The organism is Rhodopseudomonas palustris (assembly GCF_003226555.1).
Lineage (GTDB): Bacteria > Pseudomonadota > Alphaproteobacteria > Rhizobiales > Xanthobacteraceae > Rhodopseudomonas > Rhodopseudomonas palustris_I.
In genome coordinates this window covers 804,524-818,736 of the sequence record NZ_QKQS01000023.1, presented here as the reverse complement: position 1 = coordinate 818,736, position 14,213 = coordinate 804,524, and the positions used below count along the sequence as shown (strand labels likewise).

Below are 14,213 nucleotides of genomic sequence, written 5' to 3'. Positions count from 1 at the left end.
GCATCATCCGAGAATCCGCACCAGGCGATGCAGCGCCTCTGCGGTGGTTTCACTGTCCTGCACCATCGCGACACGGATATAGCCGGCGCCGGGATTGCTGCCGTCGCTCTGCTGCCGGGCCAGATAGCTGCCCGGCACCACGCGGACGCCGCCATCCTTGAACAGGCTCACCGTCGCGGCCTCGTCGCCGCCATGCGCGGAGACATCGAGCCACAGACAGAAGCCGCCGGCCGGCCGTCGATAGCCATAGCGGGCGCCGAGGATCTGATCGGCAAGATCGAACTTCAGCCGATACAGCCGCCGGTTTTCCTCGACATGGGCCTCATCCGAATAGGCCGCGACCGCGACGTGCTGCAGCGGGATCGGTACCTGCGGCGCCGCGACATTGCGCAGCTCGTGATAGGCTTTGAGAAAGTTCGCATCGCCGGCGACGAAGCCGACCCGCATGCCGGGCAGATTCGATCGCTTCGACAGCGACTGGAAAATAGCGACGTTGCGGAAATCGGGACCTGCGACCTGCAGCGCGCTGCCGGGCGCGACCTGGGTGTAGATCTCCGAGTAGCATTCGTCGCTGAGGATCATGAAGGAATAGCGATCGGCGAGCTGCTTCAGTCGCACGAAATAATCACGGGACGCGACCGATCCCTGCGGGTTCGCGGGCGATGCGAGATAGATCGCCACGGTGCGCTTCAGCGTCGCCTCGTCGAGACCGTCGAGATCCGGCAGAAAACCATTGGCGAGCGTGGTCGGCAGAAACACCGCTTCGCAGCCGGCAGCGCGGGCGCCCGCCGCATAGGCTGGATAGAACGGGTTGGGCATCAGGATCGCCGGCGTGCCGTCACGCTTCGGGACGTAACGCGCGGCCGCAATCGCTGCGAGGAACAAGCCTTCGCGGCTGCCGTTCAGCACCAGCACTTCGGTTTCAGGATCGGGTGCGCGACCCAGCGCGAAGCGTTTCGTCAGCCAGGAGGAGGCGGCCGTTCGGAACGGCTCGATGCCTTTGGCGAGCGGATAGCGGCCGAACTCGGCGGTGTGCCGCGCCAGCACGGCAGCGACGAAATCCGGCACCGGATGTTGCGGTTCCCCGACCGACAGATTGATCAGGCTTTGGCCCGGCTGATACGGCGCCAGCAGTTCGGTCAGCCGCGCGAACGGCGAGCGTTCGCTCTGCCCGGTAGCGTCGACGCTGCCGGCCGCACGCGCCGGTGAGGTGGAAGCGGACAAAGCCATTCGAATTACGCCAGTTTTCACCGCACCCGATCGCCATGGTGGATCGGGCGGAAACAGATCAGCCACCATAGGTGCGGCGAGGTTAAGACGCGATTAACCATCGACGGGCGGCAACAGGGACTTCGTTCCGCCCGCTCTTAGGCGGAACGGACAAGCTCTTCTGTCACGACAGCTTTCAGTGCCGGCAGAGCGCGATGGATGGTATCCCAGATCATCTGCGCCGCCACGTCCTCGTAGTCGTGCCGGTAGACGTTGCCCGATCCGGCAATCTGCTTCCAAGGGATCGCGGCGTGTCGCTGCTTCACCTCCTCGGGCACGCGGCGGGACGCTTCTGAGATGATCTCGAGGCAGCGTGTCACCGCGTACACAGTCCGGAGGTCGGATTTGAACTCCGTCTCGGTCAGGCCGCGGGAGAACTCGATCGCGAGCTCGATGTGATGTTGGATGTCGCGCAAAGCGACGTCCGTTGCATCAGAACGCATAGATGGCATCGTGCGCCGCGGTCGGCGCGACGGACGGCTTGAGCTGGTCGCGGTTCACGACGTCGACAGGATGGTCGAACAGGCCAGCGATGTAGTCCTTCAGCTCCGCGTAGTCGAACACCGTGATGTGCGCCGTCGGGTCGATCTCGATCAGTACATCGATATCGCTGTCGGGAAGGTTGGTGCCCCGGGCCACCGATCCAAACAGCGCCGCCCGACGCACGCCCCGCGCGCGAAGCGGGGCCTCGGAGTTTCGCAGGATCTCGAGTGCGGTACGGCGGTCCATCAACGCAGTATAGCAGACTTCGGACCCCGCAGAATGCAGGGAGGGCGCCGTAAAGAAAGGGGCCCCAGCTTGCGCTGGGACCCCTCGACGGTTCGGGCATTGCCGGGTATCTGCCCGAACCGTAGGTGTTGGCGCGGCGCTCTCTGGAGAACACCGCGCCCTCGGGAGAACTTACATGTTGTAAGCGCGCTCGGTGTGCTCGACGAGGTCGAGGCCTTCGCGTTCGACTTCGACCGGGGCCCGCAGACCGACGATCACGTCGACCACCTTGTAGAGGATCGCCGAACCGATGCCGGACAGCAGCAGCGTGGTGCCGACGCCCCAGCACTGCGAGATCATCTGGGCGCCGAAGTCGTATTCGCCGACCTTGCCGAGCGTGTAGTCGTACACGCCGGTGCCGCCGAGCGCCGGGTTCACCAGGATGCCGGTGCCGAGCGCGCCGATGATGCCGCCGATGCCGTGGACGCCGAACACGTCGAGCGAGTCGTCGTAACCCAGCGCGTTCTTGATCACGGTGCAGAAGAACAGGCAGACCACGCCGGCGACGAGGCCGAGCACGATCGCGCCCATCGGGCCGGAGAAGCCGGCGGCCGGAGTGACCGCGACCAGACCGGCGACCGCACCCGACAGCGCACCGAGCACCGAGGGATGACCCTTGAAGATCCACTCCGCGAACATCCAGGCCAGGGCCGCCGCGGCGGTGGCGAGGAAGGAGTTGGTCATCGCCAGGGCGGCGCCGCCCGAGGCTTCGAGGTTGGAGCCGGCGTTGAAGCCGAACCAGCCGACCCAGAGCAGCGAGGCGCCGATCATGGTCATGGTCAGCGAGTGCGGGGCCATCAGCTCCTTGCCGTAGCCGGTGCGCTTGCCGATCAGCAGGGCGCCCACCAGGCCGGCGATACCGGCGTTGATGTGCACCACGGTGCCGCCGGCGAAGTCCAGCGCGCCCTTCTTGAACAGGAAGCCGCCGTCGGCCATCACTTCATCGAGCTTGGCCTGCGCAGCCGCCTTGGCGGCTTCGTCGGTCGCAGCAGCGAGCGCCTTGGCGGCGTCGTTGACCGCATCCGGACCGGCCCAGTACCAGACCATGTGCGCCATCGGCAGGTAGATCAGGGTGATCCACAGCGGGATGAACAGCGCCACCGCGGCGAAGCGGGTCCGCTCGGCGAAGGCGCCGACGATCAGAGCCGGGGTGATGGCGCAGAACGTCATCTGGAAGCAGACGAAGATCAGCTCGGTGATGTTGGCGTCGACCGTGAAGGTGCCGCCCATCGAGTCGGTGGTGATGCCCGACAGGAAGGCCTTCGAGAAGCCGCCGATGAACTCGGAGCCGCCGGTGAAGGCGAGGCTGTAGCCGTAAAGCGCCCAGATGATGCAGGCGACGCATACGGTGTAAAACACTTGGGCCAGAACCGAGAGCATGTTCTTGGAGCGGACCAGACCGCCGTAGAACAGCGCCAGGCCGGGGATGGTCATCAACAGCACCAGCACCGTCGAGGTCATCATCCAGGCGTTGTCGCCCTTGTTGACGGTCGGCGCTGCGAAGGCGGCTGTCGTCGCGAATGTACCGGCGACGAGCACGGCCAATCCCGCACCGTAGGGACGTTTGAACGTCATTTGTTGTCTCCTGAGTGAAGCAATGAAGGTGAGGCGATCAGAGGGCAGCCGCGTCGGCCTCGCCGGTGCGGATCCGCACGGCGTGGTCGAGGCCGAGGACGAAGATCTTGCCGTCGCCGATCTGGCCGGTCTTGGCGGCGCTGGTGATCGCCTCGATGGTCTTCTCGACCTGCTCGTTGGCGATCGCGACCTCGATCTTGATCTTGGGCAGGAAGCTCACGGCGTATTCGGCGCCACGGTAGATTTCCGTGTGGCCCTTCTGCCGGCCGTATCCCTTCACTTCCGTCACCGTCAGACCGTGAACGCCGATGGCGGTCAGCGCGTCACGGACTTCTTCGAGTTTGAATGGCTTAATGATCGCCATAACAATTTTCATGGGTCCTATCCCCGCTAGGTCCCAGCCGAACTGGCCAGGAAATGATCTCGACTGAAATTCCCCACGCGGAGAGCATCACTACGCGGGCACAGCCGGCCCGTTAGAATCAAATGCCGTGCCAGTCGGGCCGGGCCTTGGAATCATTTCGGAATCGGCGCCTTTTTCACGGCGCGGCACTGAGACACCAGCTGCGCTATTCGGTCGCGCCCAACAGGTGGGCATGCCTGATCAAGAATCAGGCATGCCAGGGTGCTGACACAATGGCTGCCCATCCGAAGGGCATAACGCTTAGCCAAAAGTCGGGCGCTGCGCCTACTGCAGCGCCTCGCCGTGCTGCGAAATATCGAGACCTTCGATCTCGTGCTCGCGGGAGACGCGCAGGGCCACGAACAGGCTGACCAGCTTCAGCAGCACATAGGTTGCCACGGCCGACCAGACGAAAGTCACCAAAATACCGGCGAGCTGGGTCAGCGGCTGCATCCACGAGCCCTCGATGGCACCCGAGACGCCGCCGATCGAGGCGGTGGCGAAGATGCCGGCCAGGAACGTGCCGGTCAGGCCGCCGATACCGTGGACGCCGAACACGTCGAGCGAGTCGTCGTAGCGCAGGCGGTGCTTCAGCCAGGTGCAGGCCCAGTAGCAGATCAGGCCGGCGACGATGCCGATCACCACGCCGTGCCAGGGTTCGACATAGCCCGACGCCGGCGTGATGGTGCCGAGCCCGGCGACGGCGCCGGAAATCATGCCGAGCACCGACGGCTTGCGCCGCGCCATCCATTCGATCGCGCCCCAGGTCAGCGCCCCCGAGCAGGCCGCCAGATGCGTCGCGGTGATGGCGAACACGGCGCGGGAATCCGCCGCCAGCGCCGAGCCACCATTGAAGCCGAACCAGCCGACCCACAACAGGCCGGTGCCGATAACTGCCAGCGACAGGTCGAACGGCGACAGGTTCTCCATGCCGTATCCGTGCCGTCGGCCGATCACGAGCGCCGCCACGAGGCCGCCGGTGCCGGCCGACAGGTGCACCACCAGGCCGCCGGCGAAATCCAGCACGCCCATCGCGCCCAGGAAGCCGCCGCCCCAGATCCAATGCGCCAGCGGCACATAGACGAAGATGAACCAGCCGATCGAGAACAACAGATAGGCGGAAAACCGCATCCGGTCGGCGACCGAACCGGCGACCAGCGCCACCGTGATGACCGCGAAGGTCATCTGATAGAGCATGAACAGCGCTTCCGGGATGGTCTTGGCCGCCGGGTTGACGCTGTCCATCGTCATGCCGGCGAGGAAGATCCGATCGAACGAGCCGATCAGGCTGCCGCCGCCGGTGAACGCAAGCGAATAGCCGAACGCCACCCACAGGATCGAGATCAGCGCCACCGCGGCGAGGCTCTGCGCCATGGTGGCCAGCACGTTCTTCTTGCGCACCATGCCGGAGTAGAACAGCGCCAGGCCGGGGATCGTCATCATCAGCACGAAGGCGGTGGCCACCGTCATCCAGGCGGTATCGGCCGGGCTGATGCCCGGCGCCGCCGTGGCCGTTCCCTGCGCCAGAGCCGGCGTCACGCCGGCTGCCGCAAGGCCGAATGTTGCAAGGATGTAGCCCGTCGCGGCCGGCGCCGCACGGCGTAGCAACAAGGTCATGATGCCCGTCCTGTTGGAACTGTGCGCGGCGCCCCCCGGCTCCGCGGGGTTTGGGAAGTGGCTGTCGAACGCCGGCTTACAGCGCGTCGACGTCGGTCTCGCCGGTCCGGATCCGCAGGGCGCGGTCGATCGGCGTGACGAAGATCTTGCCGTCGCCGATCTGGCCGGTGCGGGCGCCGCGGGTGATGACCTCGACCGCCTTGTCGGCGAGCGCGGAATCGACCGCGATCTCGATCCGCAGCTTGGGCAGGAAATTCACGATGTATTCGGCGCCGCGATAGATCTCGGTGTGGCCGCGCTGGCGGCCGTAGCCCTTGACCTCGGTGACGGTCATGCCGTGGACGCCGACCTCGGTCAGCGCCTGGCGGACCTCGTCAAGCTTGAACGGTTTGATGATGGCGACGACGAGTTTCATGCGTTGGCCCCCTTAATTCACGCAAAGCCCTTGGCACCGCCGCGGCGGTGCTCCGATCCCGTGTATATGCCGGGTTTCGCGGCAAGGCGCGCAGAAAATAAGCCGATTGACTGCTCAACGAACGTGCTTGAAGCCCGTCGTCCCTCAGCTCTTCGGACTCTCGCGGCGTTCGCGGATCGAGCCTTCCTGCACGACGGAGGCGACCAGGGTACCGTCGGTCTTGAAAATCTGGCCGCGGGTCAGCGCGCGGCCGGCCTGGGCGGACGGGGAGTCCTGGGCGTACAGCAGCCATTCGTCGGCGCGGAACGGGCGGTGAAACCACATCGCGTGGTCGAGGCTGGCCGGCATCATCCGCTTGTCGAACAGGGTCCGGCCGTAGCGCGCCATCGCGGCGTCGAGCAGCGAGAAGTCCGACGCGTAGGCCAGCGCACACATGTGCAGCGCCGGATCGTCGGGCAGTTTGGCGGCGGTCTTGATCCAGACGTGGATTCGCCCGTCGTCGATCTTCTGGCCGAAATAGCGCGACAGCTCGACCGGGCGCAGTTCGATCGGCCGGTCGGACTCGTAATAGCGTTTGATGAAGTCCGGCATCTCCTTGAAGAACGGCTGCTTGATGATCTCCTCGGCCGATAGCGCCTCCGGTGGCGGCACGTCGGGCATCTTGTCCTGATGATCGAAATTGGTCGGCTCGTCGTCGTGGAACGACATCATCAGCGAAAAGATCGCATTGCCGTGCTGAATCGCGGTGACCCGCCGGGTGGTGTAGCTCTTGCCGTCGCGCAGCCGCTCGACCTGATAGATGATCGGCACCTGCGGGTCTCCCGGCAGGATGAAATAGCAATGCAGCGAATGCGGCAGCCGGTTCTCGACGGTGCGGCATCCCGCCACCATCGCCTGGCCGATCACCTGGCCGCCGAATACCCGCTGCCAGCTGGTCTTCGGGCTGGTGCCACGAAACAGGTTCACCTCGATCGGCTCGAGGTCGAGAATCGAGATCAGGTCGATCAGGCCTTTGGACACCGGCGAGCGCTCCCTTCAAGCGCCGGGCCGTGATTTCACACTGCCGGCGATGTCTGTTAGAACCCCCGGCGATCGGCGGGGTTGTTCCTGAGCCTGTTTCGCCCAGCTCCGACCATGGCGCAAGAGTGAGAAAAATGACGGCACCGCGAAGCATTGTCATCGGAGGCGGCGCGTTCGCCGGTCTGGCGCTGGCACTCGCGCTGCGCCAGGGGCTCGGGCCGGAGGTGCCGGTGATTGTCGCCGATCCGGCGCTGGCGTTGCGGCCCTCCCGCGATCCGCGCGCCACCGCGATCGTGGCGGCGTGCCGGCGGTTGTTCGAGGCGCTCGGGGTCTGGGGCGAGGTGGCGCCGACCGCGCAGCCGATCATCGACATGATCGTCACCGACAGCCATCTCGAAGATGCGACCCGACCGGTGTTCCTGACCTTCGCGGGCGAGGTGCAGCCAGGCGAGCCGTTCGCCCACATGGTCGAGAACAGATATCTGGTCGAGGCGCTGGCCAAGCGTGCCGAGGCCGAAGGCGTCGAGCTGCGCGCCACGCCCGTCACCTCCTACGATGCGCGGCCTGAAGCGATCGGCGTCACGCTCGGCGACGGCAGCGTGATCGATGCCAGCCTGCTGGTTGCGGCGGACGGCGCCAAGTCGAAGCTGCGCCAGCGCGCCGGCATTGCGACCTATGGCTGGGATTACGACCAATCGGGCATCGTCGTCACGGTCGAGCACGAGCGCGACCACAATGGCTGCGCCGAAGAGCATTTCCTCCCCTCCGGGCCGTTTGCGATTCTGCCGCTGACCGGCAAGCGCTCGTCGCTGGTATGGAGCGAGAGCCGGCGCGATGCCGAGCGGATATTGGCGCTGCCCGAGAAGGACTTTCAGCGCGAGCTGGAGAAGCGGTTCGGGCTGCGGCTCGGCGACGTCAAACCGCTCGACAAGCCGAAGGCGTTTCCGCTCGGCTATTTCGTCGCGCAATCGTTCATTGCGCCGCGGCTGGCGCTGATCGGTGACGCCGCGCACGTGATCCATCCGATCGCCGGGCAGGGCCTCAACATGGGCCTGCGCGATGTCGCGGCCCTGGCCGAAGTGGTGGTCGACGCGGCTCGGCTCGGCATCGATCCGGGGCAGGCCGACGTGCTGGAGGGCTATCAGCGCTGGCGGCGGTTCGACACCATGGCGATGGGCGTCGCCACCAACGGGCTCAACTTCCTGTTTTCGAACAACTCTCCGCTGCTGCGCGGGATCCGCGATATCGGCCTCGGCCTGGTCGACCGGTTGCCGCCGCTGAAGGGCGCCTTCATCCGCCAAGCCGCCGGCCTCGCCGGCGAGACGCCGCGGCTGCTGAGAGGCGAGGCGCTGTAACGCGGCGCTGGCTCGTCTTCAAGCGACGGCCCGGGCTGCGCGCCGTCGCTCAGCGAGTTGCGACAGGCTGAGAATATCTCAGCCTTGCTCCACGTGGCTCCTGTCTACTGTGCTGCCGAAGGAGACAGGCATGGATAGACGCCATTTCGCACAGTTCGCCGCCTACAACCGCTGGGCCAACGCCAGATTGTATCAGGCCGCATTGGCGCTCCCGGACGAGGCCTATCGACGGTCTGTCGGGGTATTCTTCGGCAGCCTTCACGGCACCCTCAACCATCTGCTCGTGGCCGATCGGATTTGGCTGAAGCGGCTGACCGGCGAGGGTGAGCCGCCAACCCGCCTCGACGTGATTCTGTTCGACGATCTTCGTGAGTTGGCCCGTGCCCGTGCCGCGGAGGACGAACGCATCGTTCGGATGATCGACGGCCACGACGCCGCAGCGTTTGCCGAGGTGGTCGACTACTCAAATACCTCAGGCAAGTCGTTCAGCCAGCCGCGCGCCGCGATCCTCAGTCACTTCTTCAATCACCAGACCCATCACCGCGGCCAGGCCCATGCCTGCCTGTCGATCCTGACCGGGGCCGAGCCACCGTCGCTGGATCTGATGTCGTTTCAGCGTGGCATGCCGGCGCCGGATCTGGCAAGATTGGTGGCGTGACCGAGACTCAGTCGATCCGCCGCGCCTCTTCGGGCAGCATGATCGGGATGCCGTCGCGGATCGGGTAGGCCAGCTTGGCGCCGCGCGAGATCAGCTCCTGCCGGGCGGCGTCGAATTCGAGCGGTCCCTTGGTGATCGGGCAGACCAGGATGTCGAGCAGCTTGCGGTCGACGGCGTCGGGCCGCTCGGACGGCGAAAGGGTCATGGCTTCAGGCTCCAGAGCAACGGAGTGGTGTCGGATTTGATCGGACGGACGTGCCGCGCCGTCAACGCGTTCGCGCAAATTGCTGCGCGTCTTACTGCAGCGGAGGGTCGCCGCTGGTGCGCTTCTTGGCCAGGTCCATCTCGGTGACGGCGACCAGGATCTCGGCGCGGGTCTTCAGATCCGGTGCCTCCAGCAGCGCCTGCTTTTCCGCCGGCCCGTAGGGCGACATCATCGCCAGCGCATTGACCAGCGCCTCGTTGGGCGCACTTTCGACACCGTCCCAGTCGACTTTCAGATTGTTGGCCTTGAGAAAGTCGGTCAGCACCGACAGCAGGGCTTCGCGGTCGACTTCGTCCTCGCCCTTGCGAGCGGTAAAATCATCGACGAAGGGGAAATAGTCGACCTTGCACTGCCGGTACGGCGTCAGCACCTGCAGTTCCTCGACGACCTTGAAGCGTGACACCCCGGTCAGCTCCAGGATGTAGCGGCCGTCGCCGGATTCGGCGAGCTGGGTGATTCGTCCGACACAGCCGACATTGAACAGCGACGGCTTCTCAGCCGTTTCGGACGAATGCGCCGCATCCGGCTGGATCATCCCGATCAGCCGATGACCATCGCGCAGCGCATCGTCGATCATCGCCAGATAGCGCGGCTCGAAGATGTTGAGCGGCATCTGCCCGCGCGGCAGCAGCAGTGCCCCGGCGAGCGGGAACACCGGAATCACTTCGGGAAGGTCGGCTGGCCCGCGATAGGCGGCATTGATCGGCATCGCCGGCTCCCCCGCTTGAATGGCAACTACGAGAACAGGATCGTCGACAGCCGCTTGCGGCCGTCGACCGTGGCGTCGTCGGCCGGTCCCCAAGCCTCGAAGAACTGGACCAGCTGCTTGCGCGCGCCGTCGTCGTTCCATTTGCGGTCGCGCTTGACGATGTCGAGCAGATGCGTGGTCGCGTCCTCGCGCCGGTCGGCGGCATTCAGCGCGATCGCCAGATCGAATCGCGCCTGATGGTCGAGCGGATCGGCAGCGACCTTCTGTTCGAGTTCGGCGATCGGGCCGAGCGACTCCGCCTGTTCGGCGAGATCGATCATCGCCTGCACGGCTTTGACCGAGGCATCCTCGCGCTTGGCTTCGGGCACCAGTGCCAGGGTTTTCTTGGCCTGCTCGGTGGCGCCGTTCTGCATATAGCAGCGGGCCAGCCCGGCGATCGCGGGGATATTGGTGCCGTCGGCCTGCAGGACTTCGGCATAGATCGAGGCCGCGGTCTGGACGTCGCCTTCCGCCAGGATCGCTTCGGCTTCCTGCAGCAGTTCAGCGGCGGTCGGCGCACCGCCCGGCATACCGGCGGTCAGCTTCTCGATGAAGGCGTTGACCTGACTCTCCGGAACCGCGCCCATGAAGCCATCGGCTGGCCGGCCGTCGACGAAGGCGATCACGGCCGGAATCGACTGGATGCCCATCTGGCCCGGAATCGACGGATGCTCGTCGATGTTCATCTTGACCAGCTTGACCTTGCCGTTCGCGGCCCGGACCGCCTTTTCCAGGATCGGGGTGAGCTGCCGGCATGGACCGCACCACTGCGCCCAGAAGTCGATCAGAACCGGTTGGCGCTTGGATTCCTCGATCACATCGCGGACGAAGCTCTGGGTCGTGGTGTCCTTGATCAGATCGGCGGCCTGAGGCGCCGCACCGCTGCCCTGCTCCAAAATCGTCACGTCGTCCTCGCTGGTTTCCGTCGGTTCGCCGTTTTAGCACGGCCCCCTCTAGATGGCGCAGGAAGTTCGATTTGCAACGGGAACCGGGTATGGCGGCTTGTGGTCGCCCGGGCCGTTTTGACCCCGATTTCGCTGCCGAAGGACGTGGCAGCCGGGCCACTCGGTCGTATTTGCGGCAAAATCGCCTCGGGGTACCCGTCCGTCAAAAAGCCGGCAGATGAAATGTCGAACGGCTGTTGCAATCGCCCGCGGCATTTGGCATAGGACTGCCCACGGTCGTGCCCACGGCGCGCCGTTTCTCGGATGCGGGTGTAGCTCAGGGGTAGAGCACAACCTTGCCAAGGTTGGGGTCGAGGGTTCGAATCCCTTCGCCCGCTCCAGAGATCTGCCGGTTCCGGCGCCTGCTTTCCCAACCAGTCACGTCTTAAGCGCGCTGCTTTGATGCGGCCGGTTGCTTCGGCTGGGCGCAGCCCGCGGAATCTGGAATAGGTGGCCGGTCGATCGCCTGCAGGCACCAGGAACCACCCATCCGCCATGCTTTTCTACGAACCCCTGTTCCTGACCTGCTTTCCGTTTCTCTATGTGCTGTATTTCTCGGCGCGCGAGGCGCGGACCAAGCGCTGGATCCTGCTGATCGGCAGCGGGCTGTTCTACCTCTGGGGCGAGCCGCTGTTCGTTCCGGTGGTGATCGCCTCGGCGTTGATCGACCATTTGCTGGCGCAACAAATCGTTCGGAGCGAAGGCGCTTCGACCCGGCGCGCACTGCTGGCGCTCGGCGTGGTGCAGAACCTCGCGATCCTGATCGTCTACAAATACACCAGCTTTGCGCTCGAGAGCCTGAACGTGCTGCTCACCGCCGGCAAGCTCGGCGCGCTGCCCGTCTGGCACATCGCGTTGCCGATCGGCGTCTCGTTCGTCACCTTCGAGAAGATCACTTATTTGGTCGACAGCTATCGCGGCGTGTCGAAGCCGGCGCGGCGGTTTTCCGACTACTGCCTGTTCGTGTTCTTCTTTCCGAAGCTGCTAGCTGGCCCGATCCTCAAATATCATGAGATCGATCGCCAGATCGCTGTGCCACGGGGTTTTGACTGGAGCGATTGCGGCGCAGGCCTGGCGCGGTTCGCCCAAGGCGCGTTCAAGAAGCTGCTGATCGCCGATCCGCTCGGGCACCACGCCGACCAGGTGTTCGGCGCCGATCCTACGACGCTATCGATGGGCACTGCATGGCTCGGCACGGTCTGCTTCACGCTGCAGATCTATTTCGACTTCTCCGGCTATTCCGACATGGCGATCGGGATCGCCCGGATGCTCGGCTTCTCGCTGCGCGAGAACTTCAACATGCCGTACATCTCCCGCTCGATCACCGAGTTCTGGCGGCGCTGGCACATCTCGCTCACCACCTGGATCCGCGACTATCTGTATATCCCGCTCGGCGGCAACCGCGGCAGCGCGTTTCTCACCTATCGCAATCTTTGGATCTGCTTCCTGCTGTCCGGCTTGTGGCACGGCGCGAGTTGGAACTTCGTGCTGTGGGGCGCCTATAACGGTCTGTTCCTCACGCTCGACCGGGTGTTCCTCGAACGCTGGCTGCAACGCAGCGGCGCCGTGGTTGCCACCATCGCGACCCTGCTGATCGTGATGCTCGGCTGGGTGATCTTCCGCTCGCCGGGTGCGGCCCACCTCGGTGGTTTCTTTGTTGCGCTCGCCGGTTTCGGTCACGCAACCGCGTGGCTGCCTCCGTCGGACTCGGTGCTCTGGACCGCCGCGCTCGGCGCAGCGCTGAGCCTGAGCCCGGCTCTGCCGGCGTTTGGCTCGCTGTGCGCAGCCTGGCGCGGAAGTAGCGTGCTGCGGCTCGCCGGCTATGTCGGCCTCGGTGCACTGGGAACGATCGCGATCGCGCGTGCGGTGGCCATCCCGTTTCAGCCCTTCATCTACTTCCGGTTCTGAGCATGGCGGCGATCAAATTATCACCGGGACGATGGCTCCGACGTTTCGCGGCCGCAGCCTTTGTGGCGATGCCGGCGTGGACGCTGTGGAATCTCGCGGTGCCGTCGCACGCCGTTCGGATCGGGCCGGCGCTGGTCGGGGTCACCCAGGAGGTGCCGTTCGACCTCTCACTGCACGGCTTCCTCGACGGCGCGTTGCAGAAAGCGGCAGCGCTGCGAATTGCGGACGCGATGCCGCTACGGCGAACGCTGATCCGGCTCAACAATCAGATCGTCTATTCGTTGTTCGGCGAGATTACCGCCCCCGGTATTCTGATCGGGCGCGATGGCGAGCTCGTGCAGCGGAGTTATCTGGAGGAATACTGCTCGCGTACGATCGGCCAGGCCGACGCGATGGCGGATGCCGCGATCCCGCTGCTGCGCGACATTCAGGCTTACTATCGCGGTCGCGGCAAATTGTTCCTCTACATCGTGACGCCGTCCAAAGTCGCCGACATGCCGGACAAGTTCACGCATCTGATCGCCTGTCCGAGCAGTCCGCAGGCGCGAGCGGAGCTCGTCCCCGCCTATGTGGCACGGCTCCGGGCCGCCGGCATCGACGTGCTCGATCTGGCGACCTCGACCCATGCGATGCAGAGCGACGCCACGCCTCCGTTCCCGCGCGGTGGCGTTCACTGGAACGAGCTGGCGATGGCGCGTGGCAGCCGGCAGATCGTGGATGCGATCAACGCCGAGGCCGGGCGCGAATTGCTGTCGCCGTTCAGCTTCACCGTCACGGTCAGCCGACCAGCAGAGGGACGCGACCGCGATCTGGCCGAACTCGCCAATCTGCTGGTGGCGCCGATCGACTATCCGACGCCGAAGCTGACTTTCAGTCATTCGCCTTGCGCCGGCCGCGAGGCGACCCGGATCGATGCCGCCCTGGTCGGGACCAGCTTTATCGACCCGGTCAGCGAAGTCCTGACTGAGCAGGCGTGTCTGACCAAGCTGGGGCAATATTTCTATCTCAAGCTCGGCCGCTCCCGCGGCGGCGTGCGCCAGGACCATCTGTCCGACGCCGATCTGCGCGAAGTCCGCGACGTCGATCTGATGCTGCTCGAAGAGAATGAAAGCCTGATCGGACGGCAGCAGTACTTGTCGCTGCTGCACCAGATCGTCACGACGCCCTGAGTTTGATCTTGCCGAATGAAAGCGGGCCCCGCACGGGATGACGCCGCGCGGAGCCCGCTGCATCGCCGGCGCAGGACCCGGCGACAACTGGTGGCCTTG

At 65.2% G+C, this 14,213-nt stretch carries 15 protein-coding genes and 1 tRNA gene; 5 read left to right on the top strand and 11 right to left on the bottom strand.

The window, feature by feature from the left end:
• Positions 1-3: 3 nt before the first annotated feature.
• The 8 genes from DNX69_RS16320 to tesB all read right to left on the bottom strand — a co-directional run bounded on the left by DNX69_RS16320 (position 4) and on the right by tesB (position 7,067).
• Complete coding sequence (locus DNX69_RS16320) at positions 4-1,230, bottom strand: aminotransferase class I/II-fold pyridoxal phosphate-dependent enzyme (protein WP_110787000.1); 1,227 nt, start codon at positions 1,228-1,230, stop codon at positions 4-6.
• Between the two features lie 137 nt (positions 1,231-1,367).
• Complete coding sequence (locus tag DNX69_RS16315) at positions 1,368-1,712, bottom strand: HepT-like ribonuclease domain-containing protein (protein ID WP_110786999.1); 345 nt, start codon at positions 1,710-1,712, stop codon at positions 1,368-1,370.
• Positions 1,702-1,998 carry a nucleotidyltransferase family protein gene (locus DNX69_RS16310; protein ID WP_110786998.1) on the bottom strand — a complete coding sequence of 99 codons (297 nt, stop codon included), beginning with the start codon at positions 1,996-1,998 and terminating at the stop codon, positions 1,702-1,704. The genes DNX69_RS16315 and DNX69_RS16310 overlap by 11 nt, the downstream gene beginning before the upstream one ends.
• Before the next feature lie 171 nt (positions 1,999-2,169).
• Positions 2,170-3,612 carry an ammonium transporter gene (locus DNX69_RS16305; protein ID WP_110786997.1) on the bottom strand — a complete coding sequence of 481 codons (1,443 nt, stop codon included), beginning with the start codon at positions 3,610-3,612 and terminating at the stop codon, positions 2,170-2,172.
• Positions 3,613-3,649: 37 nt separating this feature from the next.
• Positions 3,650-3,988, bottom strand: coding sequence for a P-II family nitrogen regulator (locus DNX69_RS16300; RefSeq protein WP_013500194.1), 339 nt, complete (start codon positions 3,986-3,988; stop codon positions 3,650-3,652).
• A 312-nt stretch (positions 3,989-4,300) separates the two neighbouring features.
• On the bottom strand, positions 4,301-5,632 hold the full coding sequence (locus DNX69_RS16295) for an ammonium transporter (RefSeq protein WP_110786996.1): 1,332 nt from the start codon (positions 5,630-5,632) through the stop codon (positions 4,301-4,303).
• Positions 5,633-5,708: 76 nt separating this feature from the next.
• The gene (locus tag DNX69_RS16290) at positions 5,709-6,047 is read right to left on the bottom strand and encodes a P-II family nitrogen regulator (RefSeq protein ID WP_110786995.1); all 339 of its coding nucleotides are present in this window, start codon (positions 6,045-6,047) and stop codon (positions 5,709-5,711) included.
• A gap of 144 nt (positions 6,048-6,191) precedes the next feature.
• Entirely contained in the window at positions 6,192-7,067 is an 876-nt protein-coding gene (tesB, locus tag DNX69_RS16285) for an acyl-CoA thioesterase II (protein WP_110786994.1), read from the bottom strand.
• A 134-nt stretch (positions 7,068-7,201) separates the two neighbouring features.
• Here tesB and DNX69_RS16280 point away from each other — a divergent pair, with 134 nt between their 5' ends.
• A complete protein-coding gene (locus DNX69_RS16280; protein ID WP_110786993.1) occupies positions 7,202-8,422 on the top strand; it encodes a ubiquinone biosynthesis hydroxylase in 1,221 nt (406 codons plus the stop codon).
• 130 nt (positions 8,423-8,552) lie between these two features.
• Positions 8,553-9,080: a DinB family protein gene (locus tag DNX69_RS16275; protein WP_110787655.1), complete on the top strand. Its 528-nt coding sequence runs from the start codon at positions 8,553-8,555 to the stop codon at positions 9,078-9,080.
• A gap of 7 nt (positions 9,081-9,087) precedes the next feature.
• On the opposite strand, the gene DNX69_RS16270 is transcribed toward DNX69_RS16275, so the two are convergent.
• From DNX69_RS16270 to trxA, 3 genes are all read right to left on the bottom strand, one after another.
• A complete protein-coding gene (locus DNX69_RS16270; RefSeq protein WP_110786992.1) occupies positions 9,088-9,285 on the bottom strand; it encodes a Trm112 family protein in 198 nt (65 codons plus the stop codon).
• Between the two features lie 91 nt (positions 9,286-9,376).
• Entirely contained in the window at positions 9,377-10,054 is a 678-nt protein-coding gene (locus DNX69_RS16265; protein ID WP_110786991.1) for an LON peptidase substrate-binding domain-containing protein, read from the bottom strand.
• 26 nt (positions 10,055-10,080) lie between these two features.
• On the bottom strand, positions 10,081-10,998 hold the full coding sequence (gene trxA, locus DNX69_RS16260; protein ID WP_110786990.1) for a thioredoxin: 918 nt from the start codon (positions 10,996-10,998) through the stop codon (positions 10,081-10,083).
• Between the two features lie 305 nt (positions 10,999-11,303).
• On the opposite strand from trxA, the gene DNX69_RS16255 reads away from it, so the two are divergent.
• The 3 genes from DNX69_RS16255 (at position 11,304) to DNX69_RS16245 (ending at position 14,114) form a co-directional block, all read left to right on the top strand.
• Positions 11,304-11,378: transfer RNA gene (locus DNX69_RS16255), tRNA-Gly, on the top strand.
• A gap of 154 nt (positions 11,379-11,532) precedes the next feature.
• Positions 11,533-12,945: an MBOAT family O-acyltransferase gene (locus DNX69_RS16250; protein ID WP_110786989.1), complete on the top strand. Its 1,413-nt coding sequence runs from the start codon at positions 11,533-11,535 to the stop codon at positions 12,943-12,945.
• A gap of 2 nt (positions 12,946-12,947) precedes the next feature.
• Positions 12,948-14,114 (top strand): alginate O-acetyltransferase AlgX-related protein, encoded by a 1,167-nt coding sequence (locus tag DNX69_RS16245; protein WP_110786988.1) that lies wholly within the window; start codon positions 12,948-12,950, stop codon positions 14,112-14,114.
• The last annotated feature ends 99 nt before the right edge of the window (positions 14,115-14,213 follow it).